The 24,870-nt window shown below is 71.9% G+C and carries 18 protein-coding genes, 1 pseudogene and 1 other annotated feature; of the genes and pseudogenes, 3 read left to right on the forward strand and 16 right to left on the reverse strand.

Annotated features, from left to right (window positions below):
• Positions 1-38 precede the first annotated feature (38 nt).
• From LPC08_RS21285 to LPC08_RS21310, 6 genes are all read right to left on the reverse strand, one after another.
• Positions 39-1,154, reverse strand: coding sequence for an ABC transporter substrate-binding protein (locus LPC08_RS21285; protein ID WP_230450233.1), 1,116 nt, complete (start codon positions 1,152-1,154; stop codon positions 39-41).
• A 50-nt stretch (positions 1,155-1,204) separates the two neighbouring features.
• The gene (locus LPC08_RS21290; RefSeq protein ID WP_230450234.1) at positions 1,205-1,948 is read right to left on the reverse strand and encodes an amino acid ABC transporter ATP-binding protein; all 744 of its coding nucleotides are present in this window, start codon (positions 1,946-1,948) and stop codon (positions 1,205-1,207) included.
• Complete coding sequence (locus tag LPC08_RS21295) at positions 1,948-2,628, reverse strand: ABC transporter permease subunit (RefSeq protein WP_230450235.1); 681 nt, start codon at positions 2,626-2,628, stop codon at positions 1,948-1,950. Before LPC08_RS21295 ends, LPC08_RS21290 begins: the two co-directional genes overlap by 1 nt.
• Positions 2,628-3,296, reverse strand: a complete 669-nt coding sequence (locus tag LPC08_RS21300) for an amino acid ABC transporter permease (RefSeq protein ID WP_230450236.1) — start codon at positions 3,294-3,296, stop codon at positions 2,628-2,630. Before LPC08_RS21300 ends, LPC08_RS21295 begins: the two co-directional genes overlap by 1 nt.
• Before the next feature lie 103 nt (positions 3,297-3,399).
• Complete coding sequence (locus LPC08_RS21305) at positions 3,400-4,275, reverse strand: substrate-binding periplasmic protein (protein WP_230450237.1); 876 nt, start codon at positions 4,273-4,275, stop codon at positions 3,400-3,402.
• 86 nt (positions 4,276-4,361) lie between these two features.
• Positions 4,362-5,150: a class II aldolase/adducin family protein gene (locus tag LPC08_RS21310; protein WP_230450238.1), complete on the reverse strand. Its 789-nt coding sequence runs from the start codon at positions 5,148-5,150 to the stop codon at positions 4,362-4,364.
• Positions 5,151-5,314: 164 nt separating this feature from the next.
• Between LPC08_RS21310 and LPC08_RS21315 the strand changes: the two genes are divergently transcribed.
• Positions 5,315-6,235, forward strand: a complete 921-nt coding sequence (locus tag LPC08_RS21315; RefSeq protein WP_230450239.1) for a LysR family transcriptional regulator — start codon at positions 5,315-5,317, stop codon at positions 6,233-6,235.
• On the opposite strand, the gene LPC08_RS21320 is transcribed toward LPC08_RS21315, so the two are convergent.
• From LPC08_RS21320 to LPC08_RS21370, 10 genes and pseudogenes are all read right to left on the reverse strand, one after another.
• Positions 6,186-7,529: an amidohydrolase family protein gene (locus tag LPC08_RS21320; protein WP_230450240.1), complete on the reverse strand. Its 1,344-nt coding sequence runs from the start codon at positions 7,527-7,529 to the stop codon at positions 6,186-6,188. The two genes, LPC08_RS21315 and LPC08_RS21320, sit on opposite strands and share 50 nt — an antisense overlap.
• Positions 7,529-8,734 (reverse strand): hydroxymethylglutaryl-CoA lyase-like TIM-barrel protein, encoded by a 1,206-nt coding sequence (locus tag LPC08_RS21325; protein WP_230450241.1) that lies wholly within the window; start codon positions 8,732-8,734, stop codon positions 7,529-7,531. Before LPC08_RS21325 ends, LPC08_RS21320 begins: the two co-directional genes overlap by 1 nt.
• A gap of 208 nt (positions 8,735-8,942) precedes the next feature.
• Positions 8,943-10,139: pseudogene (locus LPC08_RS21330) on the reverse strand (IS256 family transposase); the annotation flags it as partial.
• 36 nt (positions 10,140-10,175) lie between these two features.
• Positions 10,176-11,410, reverse strand: a protein-coding gene (locus LPC08_RS21335; RefSeq protein ID WP_230449651.1) for an IS3 family transposase whose coding sequence is annotated in 2 segments (ribosomal slippage) — positions 10,176-11,116 and positions 11,116-11,410 — 1,236 coding nt in all. Because the reading frame shifts where the segments join, the coding sequence is not laid out codon by codon here.
• Positions 11,007-11,123: a sequence feature (AL1L pseudoknot), on the reverse strand. It overlaps the preceding gene by 117 nt.
• A 678-nt stretch (positions 11,411-12,088) precedes the next feature.
• The gene (locus tag LPC08_RS21345) at positions 12,089-13,312 is read right to left on the reverse strand and encodes an MFS transporter (protein WP_230450243.1); all 1,224 of its coding nucleotides are present in this window, start codon (positions 13,310-13,312) and stop codon (positions 12,089-12,091) included.
• 8 nt (positions 13,313-13,320) lie between these two features.
• On the reverse strand, positions 13,321-14,640 hold the full coding sequence (locus tag LPC08_RS21350; RefSeq protein ID WP_230450244.1) for a tetratricopeptide repeat protein: 1,320 nt from the start codon (positions 14,638-14,640) through the stop codon (positions 13,321-13,323).
• A gap of 779 nt (positions 14,641-15,419) precedes the next feature.
• On the reverse strand, positions 15,420-16,364 hold the full coding sequence (locus tag LPC08_RS21355; RefSeq protein ID WP_230450245.1) for a CobW family GTP-binding protein: 945 nt from the start codon (positions 16,362-16,364) through the stop codon (positions 15,420-15,422).
• Positions 16,364-17,854 carry an amidohydrolase family protein gene (locus tag LPC08_RS21360; RefSeq protein ID WP_230450246.1) on the reverse strand — a complete coding sequence of 497 codons (1,491 nt, stop codon included), beginning with the start codon at positions 17,852-17,854 and terminating at the stop codon, positions 16,364-16,366. The genes LPC08_RS21355 and LPC08_RS21360 overlap by 1 nt, the downstream gene beginning before the upstream one ends.
• 497 nt (positions 17,855-18,351) lie before the next feature.
• Entirely contained in the window at positions 18,352-20,913 is a 2,562-nt protein-coding gene (locus tag LPC08_RS21365; protein WP_230450247.1) for a cation:proton antiporter domain-containing protein, read from the reverse strand.
• Between the two features lie 244 nt (positions 20,914-21,157).
• Positions 21,158-22,369 carry a M20 aminoacylase family protein gene (locus LPC08_RS21370; RefSeq protein WP_230450248.1) on the reverse strand — a complete coding sequence of 404 codons (1,212 nt, stop codon included), beginning with the start codon at positions 22,367-22,369 and terminating at the stop codon, positions 21,158-21,160.
• 224 nt (positions 22,370-22,593) lie between these two features.
• Between LPC08_RS21370 and LPC08_RS21375 the strand changes: the two genes are divergently transcribed.
• Together LPC08_RS21375 and LPC08_RS21380 are read left to right on the forward strand one after the other, a co-directional pair.
• Positions 22,594-23,742, forward strand: a complete 1,149-nt coding sequence (locus LPC08_RS21375) for an FAD-dependent monooxygenase (RefSeq protein ID WP_230450249.1) — start codon at positions 22,594-22,596, stop codon at positions 23,740-23,742.
• Between the two features lie 4 nt (positions 23,743-23,746).
• A complete protein-coding gene (locus LPC08_RS21380; protein ID WP_230450250.1) occupies positions 23,747-24,541 on the forward strand; it encodes an IclR family transcriptional regulator in 795 nt (264 codons plus the stop codon).
• Positions 24,542-24,870: the final 329 nt, after the last annotated feature.

The following is a 24,870-nucleotide window of genomic DNA, read 5'->3' on the forward strand; positions in this document are numbered from 1 at the left end:
AGCCAGTCTGCCCTGTCCGAACGGAGGGAGCCCATCCGTCAGGAGGAGATCAGGTCGAGGAAGATCGGCTGCAACCGCTCCTGATGGTCAATGTACCATTGCGCGTCGATCGGGAACTGCCGGCTGCGGTTGGCGGCACTCGCCAGGTTGACCTCCGCCATGTCCTCCGGGACGAGCGCGCCTCCCGCCGGGTTGGCCGGCGCCAGATCCCAGGCGCGGAACAGGGCGGCCTGGCGCTCCGGGTCCTGCATCGACCGGATGAAGTCGAAGGCGAGCGAACCGCCGGGATTGGCGCTCGGCACCACCCAGACGCCGGGGATGATCTGGCCCTGGTTGAGCGTGAAGCGGACCCTGCCGCGCGTGTCGCGGCCGAGCTGGGCCGCACGCGTGCTCCACAGGCAGCCCATCGTCGCCTCGCCTTCCCGGAGGAGGGTCTGGCTCTCCGCGGCCGTGGTCCAGAAGATGACGTGTGGCTTGAGTTCCCGCAGCTTCGCCAGCGCGCGCTTCTCGTCGAGGGGGTAGAGGCGGTCCATCGGCACGCCGTCGGCGAGCAGGGCGATCTCGAAGGCGCCCTGCAGGTCCCGCCGCATGGTGCGCTTGCCGGGGAAGTCGCGGACGTTCCAGAAATCCGCCCAGCCCTGCGGCGCCCGCCCGCTGAAGCGGCCAGTGTCCCATGTCAGCACGTTGCTGAAGAGGTAGGCCGCAACGCAGAACTCGTAGGCGAATTCCGGGAAGACGGCGTTCCGGTCGACGCGGCTGTAGTCGATGCGCTGCACCAGGCCCTGGCGGCCCAGGATGACGCTGTTCGCGACGGAGCTGTCGCAGACATCCCAGGTGACGCGCCCGGCCTCGACCATGGCGCGGATGCGGCCGGCGGAGGGGCCGGAGCCGTCGATCAGCACCCGCGTGCCGGTGTCGCGGGTGAAGGGATCGCCGAAAATGGACTGGAAGTGGCGGATGGAATCGCCGCCCCAGTTCGCCAGCACGACCTGCTTCGCCTCCTGGGCCGCGGCGGCGGCGGGCAGCAGCCCCAGCGCCGCGAGGCCGGCCAGGAAGCGGCGGCGATCCGTCTTCGACCGCCCGGCCCGCTCGGCGAGGGATCGCATCGTATCGGCCAGGACGTCGGGAGCACTTGGCAGGACCTGCTTCGTCATCCGTTCCTCGTTCCCTCGGGCAGGGGTGGGTACTGGGCGCTGCGCCGGCGTCAGTGGCGCAGCACGGCAGAGAGAAATTGCCGTGACCTCGCCTCGCGTGGGTCGTCCAGGAAGCCGCGCGCCGGGCGGTCCTCGACGATCTCCCCACCGGCCAGGAAGATGACGCGGTCCGCCGCGCTGCGCACGAAGCCCAGCTCGTGGCTGACGACCACCATGGTCATCCCGTCGGCGACCAGGTCGCGCATGACCTGCAGCACCTCCGACACCATCTCCACATCCAGGGCGGAGGTGGGCTCGTCGAACAGCATGAGCCGCGGCCGCATGGCCATGGCACGGGCGATGGCGACGCGCTGCTGCTGCCCGCCGGAGAGGTGGCGCGGATAGGCGTCGGCCTTGTGCGCCAGCCCGACCCGCGCCAGCGTCGCCTCCGCCTGCTGCTCCGCCTCCTCCCGGCCCATGCCCTGCGTCAGGGTCGGCGCCATCGCGACGTTCTGGCGGGCGGTGAGGTGCGGGAAGAGATGGAAGAGCTGGAAGACCATCCCGATCCGGGACCGGGCCCTGCGCAGCTGCGGTCCGGACAGGCGGGTCAGCTCCTGCCCCTCGAAGGCGACGCTGCCGTCGTCGGGGCGGTCGAGCAGGTTCATGCAGCGCAGCAGGGTGGACTTGCCGCCCCCGGAGGGACCGAGGATCGCGAGCACCTGCCCGTCCGGGAGGTCCAGGTCGATGCCCCGCAGGACGGGCTGGCCGCCGAGCACGCGCCGCAGCCCGCGCAGCCGCAGGAGGGGGGCCGGCATCACGCCTCCATCCTCCGCCGGGCAAAGCGCTCGGCGTGACTGGCCGCCCATTGCAGCAGCAGCAGCAGGACGGCATAGGCGGCGACCGCGCCGACCAGGGGCGTGGAGTTGCGCGTGAAGACCTGCGCGGCCCGGGCGCTGGTCAGAATCTCGAAGTAGCCGATGACGAAGGCCAGAGGCAGGTCGCGCAGCACCAGCGTCGCCTGGCTGGTCAGCGAGGGGAGCATGATCAGCGCGACCTGCGGCAGGACGACATGGCGCAGCCGCTGCCAGGGCGAGAGGCCCATCGCGTCCGCGGCGAGCCGCTGCCCCCGGTCCAGGCCGAGGAAGCCCGCGCGGTAGATCTCGGCGAAGGAGGCGCCGTGCTTCAGGGCGAAGGCGACGGCGCTGGCCACGAAGGGGTCGATCGACAGGCCGAGCAGCGGCAGCAGCACGTAGTAGGAGAGCACCAGCAGGACCAGAAGCGGCAGGGCCCGCATCACGTCGACGTACCATTCCAGCGCGGCGCGGAGGAGGCGGCTCGGCAGGCTGGACAGGACGAAGACCAGCGCGCCGGCGAGGGGTGCGAGGACCAGCACGGCGAGGCCGAGACGAAGGGTGCCCAGCGCGCCTTCCCCCAGCACGATCCGGGCCCGCCAGAGCGCCTCGCCGTTCAGGAAGTGGCGTGCCAGCTCCTCCATCAGAACGCCCGCGCGACCCGCCGTTCCCAGCGGCGCGTCAGTCGGACCAGGGGCAGGATGATGGCGAGGTAGCCCAGGCCCGCGGCCACGAGCGGCGAGGGCTGCGTGGTCATGTTCTGCACGGCCAGCGCCGCCTGGGTCAGGTCCGTCAGGGCGATGGCCGAGGCGATGGAGGTGTTCTGCACCAGCAGCACGAGGCTGGAGGCGAAGGGGGCCGCGCCCACCACGGCCGCCTGCGGCCCGATCACGCGGGCGAGGATATGCAGCGGCGCCATGCCCAGGCTGTGGGCCGCATCCCACTGGCCCTGGCCGATGGCCGCGAGCGCGCCCCGGAAGACCTCGGAGAAGTAGACCGTCTGGGCGACGGTCAGGGCGATCAGCGTCGAGGCGAAGGCGCTGAAGGCCGGCCCGACGAAGGGCAGGGCCAGGTAGATGAAGACCACCAGCATCACGGCCGGCACGCTGCGCGCCAGCCAGACCAGCCCCGTCAGCGGGGTGGCCAGCCATGCCGGGCCATGGCGCCGGCCGAGCGCGATGGCCAGCGCCGGCGGGATGGCGAGCACCAGCGTGCACAGGGCCAGCGCCACCGTGTTGGCCAAGCCCTCGAGCAGCAGGCTGCGGAACTGCCAGACCGGCGTCGGATCAAGGTAGGCGAGGAGGCGGGTCATGCCGTCCTCCCGTCGCCTCGTGCTGCGGTCGGGGCCCGGGGACGGCCACGGCGGCCGCGGCGCCAGGGGGGCGCCATGCCGCGCCGGCGGCCGTCCGCCCGCATCACGCCGCGCAGCCGCGGCTCTGGGCCGTGACCGTGGGAACCACCTTCACCGTCGGACCGTCCGGATCGGGGTCGGCCTGGAACCACTGGCGATAGATCTCGGCCAGCTTGCCCTCGCCCTTCAGCGCGTCGATCGCGCGGTTCACCTCCTCGCGGAGCGGATCGCCCTGGCGCAGCAGATAGCCGACGGGGAAGTAGGTCTCGGGCACGCGCGCGGCCAGGACCACGGCGGGATTGCCCCGGGTCTGCCAAAGGGCCGGGAACTCGCTCTGGACGGCGGCATCGATGCGCCGCTGCTCCAGCGCGAGGAACAGGGAGGGGTTGTCGGGGAACACGACCTTCTCGAAGCGGACGGTCTTGAGCGTCTCGTCGGCCAGCTTGTCGGAGGTGGAGCCGATGGATTCGATTCCGACCTTCAGACCGGCGAGATCGCGCATCGACTTGATGCGCGGCGCGAGGTCCGGGCGCGTCGAGATCGACTGGCCCGAGGCATAGGTCGGGACGGTGTACTCGCCGACACCCTGCGGGTTCAGCAGCCGCGGGCAGGTCATGAAGGCGGAGGCGGCGCTGATCCGGAAGATGCCCGCGTTGAGCGAGGTGAAGTTCTGCGAGAATGGCACGCGGACGTAACGGAACTCGATGCCCAGCTTCTGTCCCACGGCCGTCAGGATATCGAGCTCGAAGCCGACGCTGTCCCCCTTCTCGTTGATGAAGGAGAAGGGGGCCAGGGTCAGGCTCGTGCCGCACAGCACGATGTTGGACGGCACGGTGCCGCCACCGAGGGGGCGGCCCTGGGCCATCGCCGAAGCCGGGGCCAGGGCGCCGGCGGCGAGCAGGGTCTGTCGGCGGCTGAGCCTGGGCAGGTTGCTGGGCAAGGACGGGTCCTCCGCTGCGTCTGGGGAAAGGGGGAGCCGGCATCTCCCGGTCGGGGCAGGGCGGCGCGCGGGGCCTCTCGCGCCGCTCACAGGCGGAAGCCGGGGTCGACCCGGTCGAGTTCGCGCAGAAGCGCCGGCCATTCGCGCTGTCCCATGGGCACGGGATCGTCCTCGAACTGCCGGGCGGCACGCTCGCAGGTGTCGGGGTCCGGGATCTCCAGCGGCCGCCCCGTGGCGAGGACCTGCATCTGCACGCGGCAGGCCCGGTCCAGGTAGTACATGAGGTAGAAGGCGTGCGCGACAGACCGTCCGGCGGTCAGCAGGCCGTGGTTGCGCAGCAGCAGGGCATGGTGCGGGCCGAGATCGGCTTCGATGCGCTCGCGCTCGCCCAGCTCCAGCGCGACGCCTTCATAGGCGTGGCAACCGAGACGGTTGTGGAAGAGCATCGACCACTGGCTCAGCGGCAGCAGCCCCTCCGACAGGACGGAGACGGCGATGCCGGCTTGGCTGTGCGTGTGCATGACGCAGTCGACGTCCGGGCGCGCCTCGTGCACCGCGCCGTGGATCACGAAGCCCGCATAGTTCAAGTCGCCGAAGGCGCGGTCGGTGTTCTGCCCGCTGCCGTCGATCTCGATCAGGCTGGAGGCGGTGATCTCGCTGAACAGCCAGCCGAAGGGGTTGATCAGGAAGTGGCCGGGCTTGCCCGGGATGCGCGCGGAGATGTGGGTCTGGACCAGGTCGTCCATGCCGTAGAGGGCCACCAGCCGATAGGCGGCGGCGAGGTCCACCCGCACGGCCCATTCCTCGGGGCTGCAGCCGTTGCGCCGGGAGGGGACGGAGCCGGGGGCGGCGGGACGTCGGGCGATGGTGTGCATGCGTCTCAGCCTTCGACCGCGGCGCCGTGCCATGGGCGCCCGCGCAGGACCGGCCCGGCCGGCACGCAAGGGACATGCCAGCCTCGCCGTCCATGGCGAGGCGGGCGGGCGGCGAGGGGCATGGACCGATTCTTGCTGCCCGGCACGGCATGAACCTGCGGCAGATGGAAATCTTCTGTGCGGTCATGCGCTGCCGCACGACGGTGGCGGCGGCCTTCGAGCTCGGCATCACGCAGCCCGCCGTCAGCGCCGCCATCAAGCACATGGAGGCGCAGACGGGGCTGACCCTGTTCGAACGGCTCGGCAACCGGCTGGTGCCCACGCGCGAGGCCATGGTCCTGTACCACGACACCGAACCGCTCCAGGCCATGGCCAGGGCGCTGGCGGTGAAGGTGCAGGACCTGCGGCACAGCCGCCGCGGCCATCTGCGCATCCTGTCCACCCAGGCGGTGGCGCAGGTGCTGGGTGCCCGGGCGCTGTCCGGCTTCAAGGCAAGCCGGCCCGACGTGCAGGTCTATTTCGAGGTGGCATCGACCGAGGGGGTGGTCGAGATGCTCGAAAGCGGCTTCGCCGAGCTCGGCCTGGCGGTCGCGCCGCCGCCGCGCCCCGGCATCCGGACGGAGGTACTGGCCAGCGGTGCCATGGTGGCGGCGCTGCCGGTCGGCCATGCGCTCGCTCGGCAGGCGGCCATCCCGGCGGCCGACCTGGCCCGGGAGCCCCTGGTGGGCATCGAGAGCGCGGCGCGGCTGGGCGGCATGGTGCGCGCCGCCTTCGATGCCGCGGGGGTGGAATACCGGCCGGGCATCGAGGTGCGTCACGGCGCGACCGCCTGCATGCTGGTCGACCAGGGCCTGGGCGTCGCGGTCGTCGATCCCTTCTCGGCGGCGGCGGAAACGCGGCGACAGATCGTGATCCGCCCGTTCCTGCCCGCCATCGACCTGCCGGCCTGCGCCATGTCCCTGGAGGCGAGGCCACTCTCGCGCCTGTCGGATCAGTTCCTGCGGGCCCTGCGCCTCGTGTGCCACGACGCCTTCCCTAGCCCAGGCGCCGCACCAGCGCGTGCCCGGCCGCGGCCGCGGCACTGAGCACCGCGGGCTCGTCGACCGTCAGCACCACGCGGTCCCGCATCACCATCCTGCCATCGACCCAGACGGTGCGGACGTCGCTGCCCTTCATCGAATGCACGAGCTGGATCGTGACGTCGTGCGTCGGCACGGTATGCGGCAGCACCTCGTAGTCCAGCAGGATCAGGTCGCCCCGCTTGCCCGGCTCGATGCTGCCGATCAGGTGGTCGAGCCCCAGGGCGCGCGCGCCCTCGATGGTCGCCATCCGGATGGCCCGTTCCGGGGTGATCGCCTCGGGCGCGGTCGGATGCGCGCGTTGCAGCAAGCGGGTGATCCGCAGCGTGTCGAGGATGCCCTGCGCGTTGTTGTTGGCCCCGCCATCCGTGCCGAAGCCGACGGGGATGCCCGCGGCGAGGTAGTCGCTCACGGGGGCGTTGCGGTCGCCGCAGAACAGGTTGGAGAAGGGGTTGTGCGACACGGAGGCACCACCCTTCGCCAGGTGGTCCACCTCGCCCGGCTGCACCTGGACCGCATGCACCGCCAGCAGGTCCGGACCGATGGCATCCAGGCTGTGCAGCCACTCCACCACGCCCTCCTGGCCGTAGCGCCGGCGCACCTGCTCGACCGCCCCCTTGTACTCCGCGACATGCGAGCTACGCCGGATACCGCGCAGCCGGGCGAAGTCGCGCGTGGCGGTGACCGCTTCGGCGGAGGCGTTGACGCCGGCCGTGTTCGGGCCCGTCATGATCGTCACCCGGCCGCAGCGGCAGTCCTCGGCATGGCGCCGGAGCAGGGCGTCGACGCAGCGCAGCCCCGCCTCCGGCGTCTCCTTCACCGCGTCGGGAATGCCCTCGCCCATGTCCATGACGGTGCGGGCCAGGCCGGCACGGATGCCGACCGCCAGCATACCGTCGATCGTGGCCTCCGCCAGCTCCGGGATACGGTTGAGGAAGTGGTGGTCCAGCAGGGTGGTCGCGCCGGCGCGGAGGGATTCCAGGCTGCCCAGCATCGCGGAGAGGCGGCTGTCCTCGGGCGTCAGCTCCACGCCGCTGCGGTAGATGTAGTCCAGGTAGACCGCGAGGGGACGCTCCTCGTAGACGCCGCGGAGCAACGTCTGGAACAGGTGGACGTGGGTGTTGACGAGGCCCGGCATCAGCAGCCTGCCGGAGGCGTCGACGACCTCCTCCCCCGCCTCGGCCGCTAGCGGCGCCGCGGAGACCTCGGCGATGGCACCGTCCCGCAGCCGGACCCAGCCCGGCTCGAGGATCGTGTTGTCGCCGTCGACGGTCAGGACGACGGCCCCGGCGATCAGCATCAGCCGATGGCCGCGCCGTGGCGGACCGCGTCGCGGCAGAGCTGCTCGAACTCCCCGTCGGTCATCCAGGCCGGATAGGCATTGCGCTGGCGCAGGGTCGCCTCCAGGTCCCGGATGATCCGCTCCACCACGGCATCAGGGATGAAAGCCTCGTCGAGGCCCATGCTGCGCAGACGCGCGCGCACGGCCCCGTTGTTGATCGTGCCGGGCGCCCACACCACCGTCTCGCAATTGCCCACGGCGACCGGCGGGATGGGAAACTTGGCGTGGATGCGTTCCTCATAGGGGATGTTCGCCTCCGCCGCCCAATAGGCCCCGTCGATCATGAAGCCGTTCTCGCCCACCACCGGGCTGTGCAGCGGCAGCGGCACGCCGGTGCGTTCCCGCACCAGGTCGGACACGGCCTTCAACCGGTCCAGGCGGATGCCGACATCGACGTGGTAAAGCGCGGCCAGCACCGTCACCAGTTCGGACATCTGGATATGGCCGCAGTGATGGCCGATCCCGTTCATGCAGACATCGGCCGCATCCGCCCCCGCCGCGAGCGCCGCGGCCGCCGTCATGGTGGCGTTGCCGTAGAAGTTGGACAGGTGGACGTAGAGCGGCGGGCAATCCGGCACGTCGCGCCGTACCGCGCGGTAGAAAGCCTTGGCGCCCTCCGGCGTCAGGGCGAAGCGGAAGTAGCTGTCATGGAAGCTCTGGCTCTGGCAGCCCAGGGCCACCCCGGCGCGGACGAGCTCGACCACCTCCGGATAGGGGTAGTCCTCGGCGAAGCCGTGCGAGACGGCCTTGTTGCCACTCAGCACGGGGTCGGCGAGCCGTTTCAGATGATCGCCGCCCGAGGCGGATTCGAAGCAGATCTCGTCGCAGCCGGCCGCCATGCCCTGCCGCGCCCATTCCGCCGCCATCGGGTGGCGCGCGCGGAACGTCCCGACGATCTTCGCCTGCTTCAGGCCGCGCGCGGCGAGACCCTCGCAGGCGGCGATGCCGTCCTTCCAGCTCAGGTTCACGATCAGCTCGCGCACGCCCAGTTCGTCCAGCGCGCAGCCAATGTCGACGAGGTCGCGCGCAGTATGGCCGCTGCCGGATACGCCGGACTGCAGGCTCCGGATCGTCGAATCGACGATGTAGGGTCGGGCTGCGAAACTGATTTGCGACCGGGCCTCGACCGACTCGTTGAACTCGAACCTCGCCGCCTCACGCATGCAGAGCCCCCGTCTTCTCCCGAAAGCGTAGGGTCATGCTTCAAGGGCGCACCAGCGCGATTCTGCGTCACTGATATAAAACGCGCTTATAGTAAGCTCGACTTTGGCCATTTGAGCTGAGGAGAGGCGGCGGAGCGGGTTGACTGGGTAGGTCGTGTCTCAACGCGTGGTGTAGGAGCGATGGTCTCCGGCGGGTTGGGCGGGCGGGTCAGGCGGTCACGGCGGACAGGCTGACGTGGGGAGTGTTGCTGACGGTGCCGATGGTTTCCAGCGTCATGTAACGGGCGCGCTGGGTGGCCCATTCGTCGGACTGCTCCAGCAGGATTGCGCCGATGAGGCGGACGGCCGCAGCCTCGTTCGGGAATATGCCGACCACGTCGGTGCGGCGCTTGATCTCGCCATTCAGCCGCTCGATGGGATTGGTGCTGTGGAGCTTGGCCCGATGGGCGGCGGGGAAGTCCATGAACGCCAGGACATCCTCCTCGGCCGCGTCCATCAGGGCGGCGAGGCGGGGGACCTTCGGGCGAAGTTGATCGGCGACGGTGCGCCACTGGGCGTGGGCCGCCGCGGCATCCTCTTGGGCGTAGGCGGTGCCAATCCAGGCGGAGACGATGCGGCGCTGGGTCTTCCCGGCATGCGCGAGCGCGTTTCGGCCGAAATGGACGCGGCAGCGCTGCCAGGTCGCCCGGAGCACTTTCGTCACGGCGGCCTTGAGGCCCTCGTGGGCATCGGAGATGACAAGGCGCACGCCTGCCAAGCCACGCCGCCTGAGGGTCCGAAGGAAGTCGAGCCAGAAGGTCTCGGCCTCCGAGGCCCCCACCGCCATCCCCAGCACCTCGCGTCGCCCGTCGGCGTTCACGCCCACCGCGATGGTCACGGCCACCGAGACGATCCGTCCGGCCTCCCTGACCTTCACGTAGGTCGCGTCCAACCAGAGGTAGGGCCAGTCGCCCTCGATGGGCCGGGCCAGGAAGTCCCGGACCCGCTCGTCAATCTCGACGCAAAGCCGCGAGACCCCGCTCCTGCTGATGCCCTCCATCCCCATCGCCTTGACGAGGTCGTCCACCGAGCGGGTCGAGATGCCGGGGACGTAGGCCTCCTGGATCACCGCCGTCAGCGCCTTCTCCGCCAGCCGCCGGGGCTCCAGAAAGGCCGGGAAGTAGCTCCCCCGCCGAAGCTTCGGGATCCGCAGCTCCACCGTTCCCGCCCGGGTCTGCCAGTCCCGCTCGCGGTAGCCGTTGCGCTGGACCAGCCGGTCGGGGCTGCGTTCACCGTGGGCCGCTCCCGTCAACTCACCCACCTCCAGCTCCATCAACCGCTCGGCCGCAAAGCCGATCATCTCCCGTAGGAACGTCGCATCCGAGCCTTTCGCCAGCATCTCGCGAAGGGCAGTCTTGTCGTCTGAACCGCGCCGGGTTTGGCGGAGGCTGTTTGGCGTGAGTCAGGCCGCCAGGGCTATGGCCTCCTGGGCGGCATAGTAGCGCGCCTCCGCCTCGGCGGGCGGGATGTTTCCGATCGGCTCGAGGAGGCGGCGGTTGTTGAACCAGTCCACCCATTCGAGGGTGGCGAACTCGACGCCCTCCAGGCTGCGCCACGGGCCGCGGCGCCGAATGACCTCGGTCTTGAACAGGCCGATGACGCTCTCGGCCAGCGCGTTGTCGTAGCTGTCGCCGACGCTGCCGACCGACGGCTCGATGCCCGCTTCCGCCAGGCGCTCGGTGTAGCGGATAGACACGTATTGGACCCCGCGATCGCTGTGATGGATCAGCCCCATGCCCTGGACAGGCCGCCGGTCATGCAGCGCCTGCTCCAGGGCATCCAGGACGAAGCCAGCATGGGAGGTGCGCGACACCCGCCAGCCGACGATCCGCCGCGCGAAGGTGTCGATGACGAAGGCGACGTAGACGAAGCCCTGCCAGGTCGCGACGTAGGTGAAGTCCGACACCCAGAGCAGGTTCGGCCGCGGCGCCAGGAACTGCCGGTTTACCCGGTCGGCCGGGCATGGCGCGCCCTTGTCGGGCACCGTCGTCCTGGTCTCCTTGCCACGCACCACGCCGCGCAGGCCCATCTGGCGCATCAGCCGCGCCACCGTGCAGCGGGCGACCGACGTCCCCTCGCGGCCGAGCTGGCGCCAGACCTTCCGCACGCCGTAGACGCCGAAGTTCTCGGCGTGGACCCGCCGCACCTCCGCCCGCAGCATGCTGTCCCGCTGCGACCTGGCCGAGCCCAGAGTGGGATCGGCGCGGCGCGCGGCATGGGCGTGGTAGGTGGACGGGGCGATCGGCAGAACCCGGCAGATCGACTCGACCCCGTACACGCCCCGATGATCGTCGATGAAGGCGATCATGGCTTCGACCGGCGGTCGAGCTCCGCCAGGGCAAAATACGCTGATGCCTTGCGCAGGATCTCGTTCGCCTGGCGCAGCTCGCGGTTCTCCCGCTCCAGCGCCTTGATGCGATCCCGATCCTCGCTCGTGGGCCCGGCACGCTTGCCGCGGTCACGCTCGGCCTGCCGGACCCAGCGACGCAGCGTCTCCGCCGTGCAGCCGATCTTCGCCGCGATCGAGCCAATCGCCGCCCATTGCGAGCCATGCTCCCCGGCGCCGTCCAGCACCAGCCGCACCGACCGCTCCCGAACCTCAGGCGAGTAGCTCGCCGCCGTCTTCTTCGCCGTCATCGCTCCATCCTCTCAACGGTTGGAGCCTCCGCCAAACCCGGCGCGGTTCACCATCTTGCAAAAGGAGGGCCTTAGAGGGTTATGGAGTAGACATAGTTCTCATCATCGCCCGGCGCGGCGCAGCACCCACAGCGCAAAACCCCGCCCAGCCCTACAACGCGCCTTGGCCTATGCCATCTGCCACGCCGCGTGATGGCCAAAGTCGAGCTAAGAACGTCTAACAGAAGCGTCTGAACTGGCTAAGGGTGACTGGAAGATGCCACCGCGCGAATGGAAGGCCGCCAGGACGCAGTTCGCCATCGTCTTCGGCGAACGCTTCCTCGATGGCTGAGGGTTCCTCAACCGACCCTCACACAAAATTCCTGACAGGCTCCTAGCGCGTGCTGGCTATGCGGGGATCCTCCAGGCCGATGCCTGTGCCGGGTTCAACGAACTCTACGTAGCCAGCCGACAGCCCGGTCCAATCGCCGCTGTAGGACTGCCAGTTCGTGTTGGTGACGAAGGAGGTGGCGGTGTTCAGCGCCAGTCAGGGCGGTATGCCGGCGAAGCCCTGCGGGTTCAGCGGCAGACCGGTCGCGGGCCTCGAGGGGGGAGGAGGTCTGTCCCGCTCGCGCAGCGCCCGCATGGCGTGGGGGCCGGCGAGGCCCCCCGACGATGGCGACCCGGGCTCGCATGGCCCTAGCCCGCCCGGCCGGAACGCGCCGGCCCCGTAGCAACCAGGGCCACCACCGCAAGGGCCACGGGCGCGAAGGACAGCCAGAGCACCGTGTTCCACCCATAGGAGGACAGGAGCCCGCCCGACAGGAAGGACCCGACGGCCATCGTGCCGAACACGGCGAAGTCGTTGAACGACTGCACCCGTGCCTTCTCCTCGGGGCGGTGGCACTCCAGCACCATCGCCGAGGCGCCGACGAAGCCGAAGTTCCAGCCGATGCCGAGCAGCACCAGCGTCCCCCAGAAATGCGCCACGTCCACGCCCGTCAGCCCGACTGCGGCGGAGGCCGCCGTCAGGACCAGTCCCGCCGTCACCACGCGGGGCGCGCCGAAGCGGGTGATCAGGCGGCCGGTGAAGAAGCTCGGGCCGTACATGGCGATGACGTGCCATTGCAGGCCGAGGTTCGCATCCCCCTGGGACAGCCCGCACATCCGCATCGCCAGCGGTGCCGAGGTCATGAGGAAGTTCATCAGCAGGTAGGACACCACACCGCAGATCACGGCGGCGATGAAGCGCGGCTGGCGCATGATGACGCCGAGCGGCCGCCCGCCCGCCACCTCCGCCGCCGTCGGCCTGGGAAGCCGCACGCCAAGCAGGACGAGCGCGGAGAGCGCGGCCACCCCCGCCTGGGCGACGAAGCTGGCCGCGAAGACGTGGGGCAGCCACAGGTCCATGGTGTGGGTGACGAGCTGCGGCCCGATGACCCCGGCGAACACCCCGCCCGCCATCACCGCCGACAGCGCCCGGGGCCGCCGTGCCGGTGGCGCGCAGTCGGCGGCGGCGAAGCGGAAGGACAGCACCACGGCGGCATAGGCGCCCCCGAGGAAGGTCGCCGCGCAGAACAGCCAGAAGGAGCCGAGCACGATCGCCAGCGCCGCAAGGAGCCCGGCGAGCATGCCGCTCCCCGTTCCCGTCAGGAAGGCGGCGCGGCGGCCGTGACGCTGCGCGATCATCCCCGACGGCAGGGTGCAGGCCGCCATCCCCACCACGAAGATCGAGATCGGCAGGGTGGCCAGCGCGGGGCTGGGCGCGAGCATGCTGCCCACGACCGCGCCCGTGGCGTAGACGACCGTCGCGTTCGCGCCGGCGAGGGCCTGCGCGATCGCGAGCCGCAGGACGTTGCCCCGCTCCTGGCTGAGGGCGGCCGCGGGCGCGGCTTCGGTGGGGGTGGCGTGGGCTCGGGACATGGTCTCTCTCATGCCGCCAGAAGGCCGTGCCAGGCCTTGTCGCGCGGCGAGGGGCGGCGGTGGAGGCGGCGGTCCAGCAGCCTGCCGGCCCTGGCGGACTGGCCGCTCCGCATCAGGGCGAGCAGCAGCATGTCGTCCATCAGCTCGCGCTGCGCGCCGCTGCCGCCGATCCGCACCACCTCGGACGCGACCGGCTCCAGGATGCGCACGCACCCCGCATGGTCCGCCTCGGCGAAGGCGAGGGCGGCGCGGCAGATGGCGGGAACCACCGGCCCCGCGGCCAGCGTCCCGGCCTCGATCATCCCCGTCAGGGACGCGATGCGCCGCTCCAGCCCCACCTTGTCCCCCGTTGCTGCCGCCAGCAGCGCCATGTGCACGTCCGCGAAGGCGAAGCCCGCGTCAGGGAAGGACGGCGCCGCATAGGCCGCGGCCGCCTGCCACAGCCCTTCCGGCACCGCGTGGCCATAGGCCTGCAGGCGCCACAGGAAGGAGGCGGTGTCGCTGACGACGTTCACGGCGTTGCCGGTCGAGGCGGAGGGCTGGACGTGCTCGCCGTAGATGGCGAGGGCCCGCTCCGTGTCCCCGTGCTCCAGCGCGGCGAGCGCCGCGTGCCAGGCGATGTGGCCATGGAGGATGCCGGAGCGGTCGTAGGTCGGCAGCCAGGCCTGGATCAGCCGGTCGGCCTCGTCGTTGGCGCCGCCCTCGTACAGGGCGTGCGACAGGGCGTGCGCCGCGTTGGCGTTCCTGGGGCGAAGGTCGAAGCCGCGCTGGACGAGGTCGCGGCCGTAGGCCACGGTTCCGTTCTCGGCATGCGACCAGCCGCGGTAGGTGAGGAACCACCAGTCATCGGCCGCGAAGTGGCCGGCGTGGCGTTCGCAGAGATCCACCCGCGCCTGGTCGTGGTCCGCCCGGCCGGAGAAGGCGAGCAGACCGAAGGCGCCGAGCGGCAGGGACAGGATGACCACGTCCCGCGGCCAGGTATCGGCGTGGGCGGACACCCGCCCGATCGCCTCCGCCGTCCGCCCGCCGAGGACGAGGGAGAGGATCTCGACATGGCTCCGCTCCCGCTCCGTGCCGCGGCGCGCCGCCAGCTCGACGGCCGTCGCGATCCGCGCTCGGGCGGCGGCGGGCTCGGAACGCATGGCATGCGCGCGGGCGCGAGCCGCGTGGGCGAGGGCGAAGTCCGGATCGGCCGCGACCGCCTCCTCCAGCGCCTCGGCCGCACCCGGCCAGGTGGAGAGCATCAGGTCCACGCCCTCACGGTAGCGCCCGGCGGCGCGGGCGGAGTCGGTCGAAAGCGGCAAGCCTCGGCTGTCGAGGTGAGCCAATGGCGGTTTCCTCGTGGCGGGATAGGGGAAAGGGCGTTCGCGATCCCGGGCCGAAGCTAGTCCCGACGACCCCTGGACGTCTTTCGATGAACCGGCAATTTATGTCGAGTATCTGCCAAGCTGCGAGGGGGACCGTGACCTGGGAAACCATCGCAGCGCCCCCCGGCTTGGCGGCGCCGCACCTTTCACAGTGACATGGGGTGTAGCCCCCAGGCCCATATGCGTGGGCGAAGGTGATGGCGGAAAGATGTATGCGCACCGATCGCAGCGCCCCGTATGCGGACGGTCTCTTCGCTCGCTGATCTCATACACGCGGCGTGATGCGCCAACCCGTCGCAGCGTGGTACCCGTGGCCCGGGGGCAAGGCGCTGCCTCGCCCCCGTACCCCCCCTCCGCCAGGACCCTGCGGGCCCTGGACCCAATCAGCGCTGCCGCGGGACAGCCGGATACGGGGTCGAGGCGCCGAGGAGCCATGCTCCTCGGCGGGTACGGTGTCCGCGCTCGCGGACGCCCTCTATCTTTTCCAGGATCCCGCCTGTCCGCGCTCCTTCAGGGTTGAGCCCGCAGGCTGACGCCCACCGCACAGAACCAACTCCCAGCGGGGACCGGGGCCCGCTTGTGGCCCCGGCAGGGGAGGGTCCGGGAGGGGACAGCGTCCCCTCCCGGCTCCACGCCGGATCATCGAGCGCGACAGCGGGGCCCTTGGCCCATGCGGCGAGGGCGCGAGGGAGGCAGCGCCGCCCACGGTCCAGCGGCGCACGACAAGCGCCGCACCTGCCTCACCCTGGCGGCGGGGCCACGCAGCCCGTCAGGGCCTCTGCGGCCTCGGACTGTGACAACGCGCCGAGCTCCGCAATGAGGACGATCCGCGCGCGCGGCATGCCAGGGGGCGGCGGCCCGGCCGGCGCCAGAGTCGCGCGGCCGCCGGCGAGCTGGAACAGGAAGCGGCGGCCGGGCGGGTCCGCCGTTTCGAACAGTCCCTTGGCCCGGGTGAGGCGCGGCGCCAGCCGGCCGATGACCTGTTGCAGCCGGGGCAGGGAGAGCAGGTGGTCGGAGGTCCAGGACAGGCTCTCGAACCGCTCTGCCGCCGGGCGCGGCCGGCCGGGATCCCGTGGCGCCGGCGGGCGCACCGGATCGTCCGGAAAGAGCAGCGCCGGGGGCACGGCGCCCTGCGGCGCCTCGACCACCACGGATGCCGGGCGGATCGCCTTCACGGCGGCATGCACGCGTTGCTGCGCGGCCGGGTCGGCGAGGTCGGTCTTGCTCAGCGCCACGATGTCAGCGGCGCGGAGCTGCGCGCGCAGCAGCGGGTCGTCCAGCGAGGCGGCGGGGGCGGCGGCGTCCACCACGCAGAGCACCGTCTCCAGCGGCGCCTCCTTCCAGACCACCGGGTCCATCAGGTTGCGCACGATGTCGCCGGGATCGGCGACGCCGCTGGTCTCGATGACGATCGCCTCGGGCCGCGGCTCGCGCCGCAGCAGCATGGCCAGCGTCCGCAGCAGGTCGCCCTCCAGCGAGCAGCAGATGCAGCCGTTGGACAGGCTGACAACCCCGTCCACGGCGCCCGCGACCAGCTCCGCATCGATGTTGATGGCGCCGAAATCGTTGACCACGGCGGCGATCCGCTTTCCCCCGGCGTCGGCCAGCAGGCGGTTCACCACCGTCGTCTTGCCTGCCCCCAGGAAGCCGGTGATCAACAGGACGGGGACGGGCGGGCCCGCCATCAGCGCGCCGTGCTGGGCCGCCGCACCGGCCGGCCGGGCCGCGCCGCCACGTCCATCACCCCGTCCGCGATCACCGGTTCGCCGCTGACGATCAGGTGCCGCACGCCCTCGGCGGGGCGGTTCATGGCGGTGAACTCGGCGCGGTCGGTCAGCGTCTGGGCGTCGAACACCACCACATCCGCGTCGGCGCCGACGGTCAGCCGGCCCTTGCCCAGCATGGCGGGCGTGCTGGCCTCCAGGATCTGCGCCGGGATCAGCGAGCACTTGCGGATGCCCTCGATCAGCGGCAGCGCCTCGCGCTCGCGCACCCAGTGGCGCAGGAAGCGCGTGAAGCAGCCGGCCGAGCGCGGGTGGGAGGTGGCCTCCTCCGGCAGCGGCCAGGCATCGCCCGTGTAGACGCTGCCATCCGGCATGGTCCAGGGCATGGCGTCGGAGGCGATGGCGCCGTCCGGGTAGAGCACGGCCATGTCCAGCAGCGCGCGGTGGCGCTCGTTGTGCTCCGTGTCGAGGACGTGCCAGAGCACGAGCTGCGACGGGTCCTCGGCCTGCGCCGCGAGCAACTCCTCGCGGTCGCGGAAGCGGTGGCCGTCGGTCACGCGCTGCACGGAATCATAGCCGAGGCCGTTGCGGTCCTCGAAGGCCGGGTCGCTGAAGAAAGCGGCCGCCAGCACGGTGGAGCCGGTGCCGTACGGATACGCCTCCACCGTGATCGGCAGGCCCTGGAGCTGCGCCTTGCGCACGATCTCGAAGCAGCGGGCAATGTCCGTCTTGCTGCTGCTGTTGAAGTGGCAGATGTGCATGTGCGCGCCGGTCGCGCCGGCATAGCCGATCAGGCGGATATAGGCCTCCGCCGCGCTCTTCGGGTCGATGCGCGCCATGTAGGCAACGTGGGTGAAGGTCGGCACGTTGCGCGAGGCGGCGAGCTGGCACAGCGCCGTCAGCTCCTGCACCCCCGCACCGGGGGCATAGGCGTTGAGGATGCCGATGCCGATGCCGCCCTCCGACAGGCCCTGGTCGATACGCTCCAGGATGCCCGCGACCTCCGCCTCGGTCGCGATGTTGTCCATCCAGCGCTTGTCGCGCATGGCGCGGCCGAAGGCCTCCAGCGAGGATTCCTCGTTGGTGCCGACCATGGCGCCGATGCGGGCGAAGGCCCAGTTGGTCGAGGCGCCGTAGTTCAGGATGCGCCCCACCTCCGCCTGGCGCCGGTACCAGGAGGCGACGGGCATCACCCCGGCCTCCAGGTCCAGCGTGGTCGTCACCCCGTCGAAGGCCTGCATCCGGTCGGCGGGGATGGACTGGCCATGCGCGTGCAGGTCGATGAAGCCGGGCGCGACGACAAGGCCCGTCGCGTCGATCTCCCGCTCCGCGCCCGGAAGGCCCGTGCCGACGGCGGCCACCCGGCCGTCCAGCAGCGCCACGTCACCCACGGAATCCATCCCGCTGGCCGGGTCCACCACCCGGCCGCCGCGGATCACCAAGCCAGCCATACCGTCACCCCGCATCCCGTCGGCCGCCACTCCCCGGCCGCGGTCCCGGAGCGGTGGCCGGCCAGCCGGAGGCGAGCGGTGAGGCAATAGAGGCGGATTTCCGCCGGTTCGCAATCGCGCCGGAAGTCGTTGCGGGTGTTCAGGCGTCGGACCGGGCGGAGGCGCCGCCTTCCCCTGCCCCCCTCCGCCGGGGCCACAAGCAGGCCCCGATCCCCGCTGGGCGTCGGCTCTTCGCGGTGGGCGTCAGCCTGCGGACTGAATCCTGACGGAGCGCGGACGGGCGGGACTCCAGAAGAAGCCCAGAAGGCGTCAGCGAGCGCGGACCCCGTACCCGCCGAGGAGCATGGCTCCTCGGCGCTATGACCCCGTCGCAGGCTGTCCCGCGGCAGCGCCAAATGGGTCCAGGGCCCGCAGGGTCCTGGCGGAGTGGGGGTACGGGGGCGAGGCAGCGCCTTGCCCCCGGGCCACGGGCGCCCCCCCTCGCGCCGCCACCCGGATCAGACCGAGGACAGGCCTGCCTGCCGCAGCGCCTCGCCCGGCACCACCTCCGGCGCTGGCCCGAGCGCATCCGGGGTCATGGCCGGCGCCCGCGCCGCGGCCACCCGTTCGATCCGGGCGGCGAGGTCCGGCAGTTCGGCCAGAAGGCGGCGGAACTCCTCGACGCGCAGCTCCAGCAGGTGGCTGAAGCTGACGGCCCGCGCCCGGCTGACGCGGCGGCGCGCCCCGGAAAGGGCCTCCGCCTCCCCCAGGATCTCGCCCGGGCCGACCGTCAGCTCTTCCTCGCCGACGGTCACCTCCACCGCCCCGGAGCTGACGAAGTAGACCGAGCCCACGCGGCTGCCCGGGCGCCAGAGCCGCTCGCCGGGGGTGACGAAGCGGCTGGTCAGGGTCATCGCCAGGTCGTGCAGCACCGCCTCCTGCAGCCCGGCGAAGACGGGGAACTCCTTGATCCGGTTGTCCAGCCCGGCCCGCAGGTTGAACTTCAGCGGCCGCCCGACCTGCTCGCGCAGATCGTCGAGGCCACGGCCCAGCTCCTCGTGCAGCTCCTCGCCGATCAGGGATTCGCGGCGCAGGTTGGCGTATTCCTCCGCCTCCAGCCGCAGCCCGATCTGGCGCAGCATCCGCGCCTCCAGCGCCTCGGCATAGCCGGGGTACTGCAGGCGCAGCGTGTCCATCGCGTCGTGCAACAGGTCCTCGCGCCGGGCGACGATGTCGCCCACCACCTCCGTCACCCGCTGCCCCAGCACGGGCTCCATCCGCCGCCGCATGAAGCGGTCCAGCGCGACGGAGACCAGGTGGGTCAGCAGCAGCGTCTCGAACCGCTCGGCCAGGCAGTGCATCAGCGGCGCGTCGATGCGGAAGTTCCGGTGCAGCCACTGCGCCACGACCAGCCGCAGGGGCGGGCGCAGGCGCTGGCGCGCGGCCTTGATGTAGCCCAGCCGCCCCTCCGCCCAGGCGCCGTCGATCATGCTCTCCGCCGTCCAGAGCAGGTTCTCCATGATCCGCTGCGACAGGCCCTGGTCCTGGAACATCTCCAGCAGCACGAACCGTTCGTGGGAGGCGAAGGTGATCAGCCCCAGCGTCACCCGTTCCCGGTCGCCGATCGCCGTGTCGAAGGTGTTGGTGGCGGTCGCGACCTTGACGCGGCGGTCGTAGAGCGACAGCACGTGCCCCGTGGCGGGGGCGGAGAAGCCGAACTCGGCCGCCGTCCGGCGCAGCCGGTCGCGCACCTCCCCCAGCCCGATCGCCACCACCTGGTTGCGCAGCGCCTGGTCGGCGGGGGAGAGGCGGTCGAGCTTCAGGAAGCGCACCAGGGGCCGCAGCGTGGTGCCGTTCACCAGCAGGGTCAGCAGCACGTAGCTGGTGGCGACGATGGCCACGAAGCGCTGCACCTCGGGCGGCACCGCCGGGTTCTCCGTCACCGCCAGCGCCAGCGCCAGGGTGATGGCGCCGCGCAGGCCGCCCCAGAGGATGGTGACCTTGAAGGGGCGCGGCACGCGCTGCGACAGGCCCCAGCGGGCGAGCAGCGGCAGCAGGCCGAACAGCACCGCCGCCCGCGCCAGCATGGCCGCGATCACCAGCGCCGCCAGCAGCACCCCGTCCCACAGCGTGGCGCCGAGCAGCAGCTTGGGCACCAGCATGGAGGCGAGGATGAAGACGAGCGAGCTGGCCCAGAAGGAGATCTGGGTCCAGACATCCTGCAGGAAGGACCAGTTGCGCGGCCGCAGGGTCGAAGGTCCGACCGCGCCCACGGTCAGCCCCGCCGCCGCGGCCGCGACCACGCCGGAGAAGCCGAGGACCTCCTCGCCGATGAGGTAGGCCAGGTAGGGCAGCGCCAGGGTCAGCGAGACCTCCGCCACCCGGCTGCGGTCCAGCAGCGGCATGGCCGCCACCGTCAGCCGCGCCAGCACGAAGCCGAAGGCCAGACCGCCGAGGAAGGAGCTCAGGAAGGTGCCGAAGGAGGCCAGCAGCCCCGCCGGGTGCTGCCCCGTCACCTGGGCCAGCAGGATGCTGAAGATGGAGATGGCGGCCGCGTCGTTCAGCAGGCTCTCCCCCTCGACCAGCCGGGTCAGGCGCGCATCGGCGCCGATCGAGCGGAAGATGCCCACCACGGCGGACGGGTCGGTGGTGGCGACGATGGCCCCCAGCATCAGGCAGGAGGCGAGCGGCAGCCCGGCCAGCGGCTGCAGCGCGAAGCCGATGGCGAAGGTGGTGACCAGCACGGCGACCACCGCCAGCACCAGGACCGGGGCGGCATCGCGCGCCAGGCGCCGCACGTCGATCGACAGCGCGCCGTGGAAGACCAGCAGCGGCAGGAAGATCAGCAGGAAGACCTCGGCGTTGACCGGGAAGTGGATCAGCGTCTCGGCGATCTTGTCGAAGGCATGGATGTAGGGGCTCTCCAGCAGCAGCGTCGCGCCGCCGCCGATGACGATCCCCACCACCGCCAGCAGGACCGTGTCCGACAGCGCCAGGCGGTGCGCGAGCGGCTGGATCGCGCTGACCACGACCAGCAGCGTCGCGATGGCAAGAAGGGTATGCGGCAGATCTGCGAACATCGAACCCCGGTATCGGCGCCCCGGCCCCCCGAGAAAAGCCCGGATCGCCCCGCGGACAGGATCACTACACCATCAAGGCAGCAGCGTTGTGGCGCGCCGTGCCCGGACCCTCCATCCGCCGGGAGCAGGGCGCCTGGACCCCCTTCCACGGACGCGCCCTGCACCGGGCAGCTCCGCTCCCCGGCGACGGTGGCCCCGGCCCGCGCGGCCCTTGATTCGTCCTGGGCGGCGCGCGACGGCCCGGCTATGCCCCGGTTTCGCCCATCTCGCGGCGGACCAGGGACACCCAGTAGCGGATGCCGTAGGGGATGGCGTCGTCGTTGAAGTCGTAGTTCGGCGTGTGCAGCCCCTCGGAGGTCGCGCCGCCGGCCCCGTTGCCCATGAAGATGAACGCGCCGGGCTTCCGCTCCAGCATGTAGGCGAAGTCCTCGCCGCCGGTGGTGGGGACGGCGTTCTCGTCCACCTTGTCGCCGCCGACGAGGCCGGCCGCCACCTCGGCCGCGATCCGGGTCTGCTCGGCGTGGTTCACCAGCGGGATGCCGGGCTTGTTGTACTCGAACTCCACCGTGGCGCCGGCCAGGGCGGCCAGCCCCTCGGCCAGCTCGCGCATGCGGCGCTCGACCAGCTCGCGGATGGCGGGGGTGAAGGTGCGGCTGGTGCCGCCCAGGACGACCTCGGCGGGCATGACGTTGGTGGAGCCCAGCGCGCCGCCCTGCACCGCGCCGACGCTGATGACGGCGGAATCCACCGCCGCGACGTTGCGGCTGACGATGGTCTGCAGCGCCAGGATGTACTGCGCCTGCAGCACGGTCAGGTCCACCGACAGGTGCGGCGCCGCGCCGCCATGGCCGCCCGTGCCGCGGAAGGTGACCTTCCAGCGGTCGCCCGCCGCCATGAACGGGCCGGGGCGGATGGCGAAGCGGCCGACCGGCAGGTCCGGCATGTTGTGCATGCCGTAGACCGCGTCCACCGGGAAGCGGTCGAACAGCCCGTCCTCGATCATGGCCGGGGCGCCCTTCAGCCCTTCCTCGGCCGGCTGGAAGATGAAGGCGACGGTGCCGCCGAAATCCGGGTCCTCGGCCAGGACCCTGGCAGCGCCCAGCAGCATGGTGGTGTGCCCGTCATGGCCGCAGGCATGCATCTTGCCCTCGACCGTGGAGGCATAGGGCTTGCCCGTCGCCTCGGGGATGAACAGCGCGTCCATGTCGGCGCGCAGCCCGATGGCGCGCTGGCCGGGACGCCGGCCCTTCAGCGTCGCCACCACGCCGGTGCCGCCCAGCCCTTCCGTGACCTCCAGCCCCCATTCGCGCAGCTTGCCGGCGACCAGCGCGGCGGTGCGGCTCTCCTCGAAGGCGGTTTCCGGGTGGGCGTGGATGTCGCGGCGGATGGCGACCAGCTCGGGCTGCAGGGCGTCGAGCCGGACGGCCAGGTCATCGTTCGGGGGGGCATCGGTCATGGGGCGGTTCCGGTCTGGCCATGGGCCGGTGGCGGCGCGGCGGCGAAGGGGCCGCAGCATGGCCATCCCGGCCCCGCTTTGCCAGGGCTGGCCCGCCCGGGCGGATGGCCGGCGCGGAAACAGGTTGACGGGCGCCACGCGGGGTCGGTACATATTTGATCGTATCGTTCATTTATGATCTGACTGGATCAAGGGCGGCGCCGCCGCCAGCAGGGAGCAACGGCATGGGCGCGTCCCCCATCGGCATCATCGGCGGCGGCATCGGCGGCCTGGCCGCCGCCATCGCCCTGCAGCGCGCCGGGCGCGACGTGCTGGTCTTCGAGCAGGCGCGGCAGTTCTCCCGCGTCGGCGCCGACATCAACCTGACGCCCAATGCCGTGCGGGCCCTGGACGGGCTCGGGATCGGCGCGGCGCTGCGCGAGCACGGCGCCCGCCCCACCCACCGCGTCAGCCGCAACTGGGACACGGGGGAGGAGACCTCCGTCCTCGCCATGTCCGGCGAGGCGGAGGCGAAGTACGGCGCCCCGCAGCTCACCCTGCACCGCGCCGACCTGCTGCGCGCGCTGGAGGAGGCACTGCCGGCCGAGGTCATCCGCCTGGGCCACCGCGCCACCGCGATCGAGGAGACGGCCGAAGGCGTCCGCCTCGCCTTCGCCGACGGCCGGGAGGCGACGGTCGCCGCGCTGGTCGGCGCCGACGGCATCCACTCCGTGGTCCGCGCCGCCTTGTTCGGGGCGGAGAGCCCGCGCTTCACCGGGGTGGTCGCCTACCGCGCCGTGGTCCCCCGGGAGCGGCTGGACCTGCCCGGCCTGGACCGCTTCACCAAGTGGTGGGGTCCGAACCCCGCCAGCCAGATCGTCACCTTCCCCATCAGCGCGGGGCGCGAGACCTTCATCTTCGCCACCACGCCGCAGGAGAGCTGGCACGAGGAGTCCTGGACCACCCAGGGCAGCGTCGAGGAGCTGCGCGCCGAGTACGCCGGCTACCATCCCGAGGCGCGGGCGCTGCTGGAAGGCTGCGACAGCGTGCTGAAGACGGCGCTGTACGAGCGCGACCCGCTGCCCGCCTGGTCGCGCGGCCGCATCACCCTGCTGGGCGATGCCTGCCACCCGATGATGCCCTTCATGGCCCAGGGCGCCGGCATGGCGGTGGAGGATGCCATCGTGCTGGCCCGCTGCCTGATCGAGGGCGAGGCGGACATCCCCGCCGCCCTGGCCCGCTACGAGCGCGCGCGGATGGAGCGCACCGCGGCGATCCAGATCGGCTCCCGCGGCAATGCCTGGCTGCGGGCGGGGGGCAATGCCGACTGGGTCTACGGTTACGATGCCTGGACCGTGCCGCTGGATGCCCCGCCCCCGGCCGCGGCGGCCTGAGCCCGTGGCGGAGACGGCCGAGGAGGCGCCGGAGCACCTGATCTCGCCGGTGCAGCGGGCCATCCGGCTGCTGGAATACGTGGCGGCCGGCGGCGAGACCGGCAACCTCAGCGAGGCGGCGCGGCGCACCGGCATCAACCGCGCCACCCTCGCCCGGCTGCTCGACACGCTGGCCCATGAAGGCGTGCTGGAGCGCGCCGGGGGCGGCGAGCACCGGCTGGGGCTGCGCTTCCTGGGGCTCGCCGCCTCGGCCCTGGCCTCGCGCGACCTCGTCTCCCTGGCCCGGCCGGTGCTGGCGCGGCTGGCGGCCCGGACCGGCCTCTCCGCCTACCTCGTCGTGCTCAGCGGCGGCGAAGCGCTCTATCTGGCGCGGGAGATGCCGGACACGCCCCTGGTCAGCCACATCCGCATCGGCAGCCGGGTACCGGCCCACCTGACCACGCCCGGACGCCTGCTGCTGGCAGGGCGCGGGCCGGAGGAGCGCCGCGCCCTCCTCGGCCCCGACCCCCTGGCCCGGGCCACGGAGCGCTCGCCGGCCACCCATGCCGCGCTGGCCGCGCTGCTGGCGGAGGACGCGGCCCGCGGCTGCGCCTGGAGCGCCTCCGCCTACGAGCCCGGCGTGGATTCCTGCGCCGCACCCGTGTGGGGCGCCGACGGCATGACGATCGCCGCCCTGAGCGTGGCCGGACCTTCGGCCCAGTTCGGCCCGGACACCATCCGCACCAACATCGAGCAGGCGGTGCGCGGGGCCGCGGCAGCCCTGTCGCAGGCCATGGGCGCGGGGCCGCCGGCGGCCTGATCCACAGGATGGCGCGTTCCCCTGGCGGGGGCGCCGGATGGCCGGCCGCGCCGGGGGGAAGGCTCCGCCTTGCCCCCCGGACCCCCCATCCGCCAGGAGCAGAGCCCCTGGACCCCCTTTCACGGACGCGTCGCACGCCGGGGCGCATCGCTCCCCGGCGACGGCGGCCGCAGCACGCGCGGCCTTTGATTCTTCCTCGGTGCCCTGCCTGTCCGCGTTCTCCCCGGGTGCCGCCCGCAGGCTGACACCGACCACGCGGCGCCAGACTCCCAGCGGGGTCCGCTCGTGGCCCCGGCGGAGGGGGGTCCCGGGGGCGAGGCAGCGCCTCC

The organism is Roseomonas sp. OT10 (genome assembly GCF_020991085.1).
GTDB lineage: Bacteria > Pseudomonadota > Alphaproteobacteria > Acetobacterales > Acetobacteraceae > Roseomonas > Roseomonas cutis.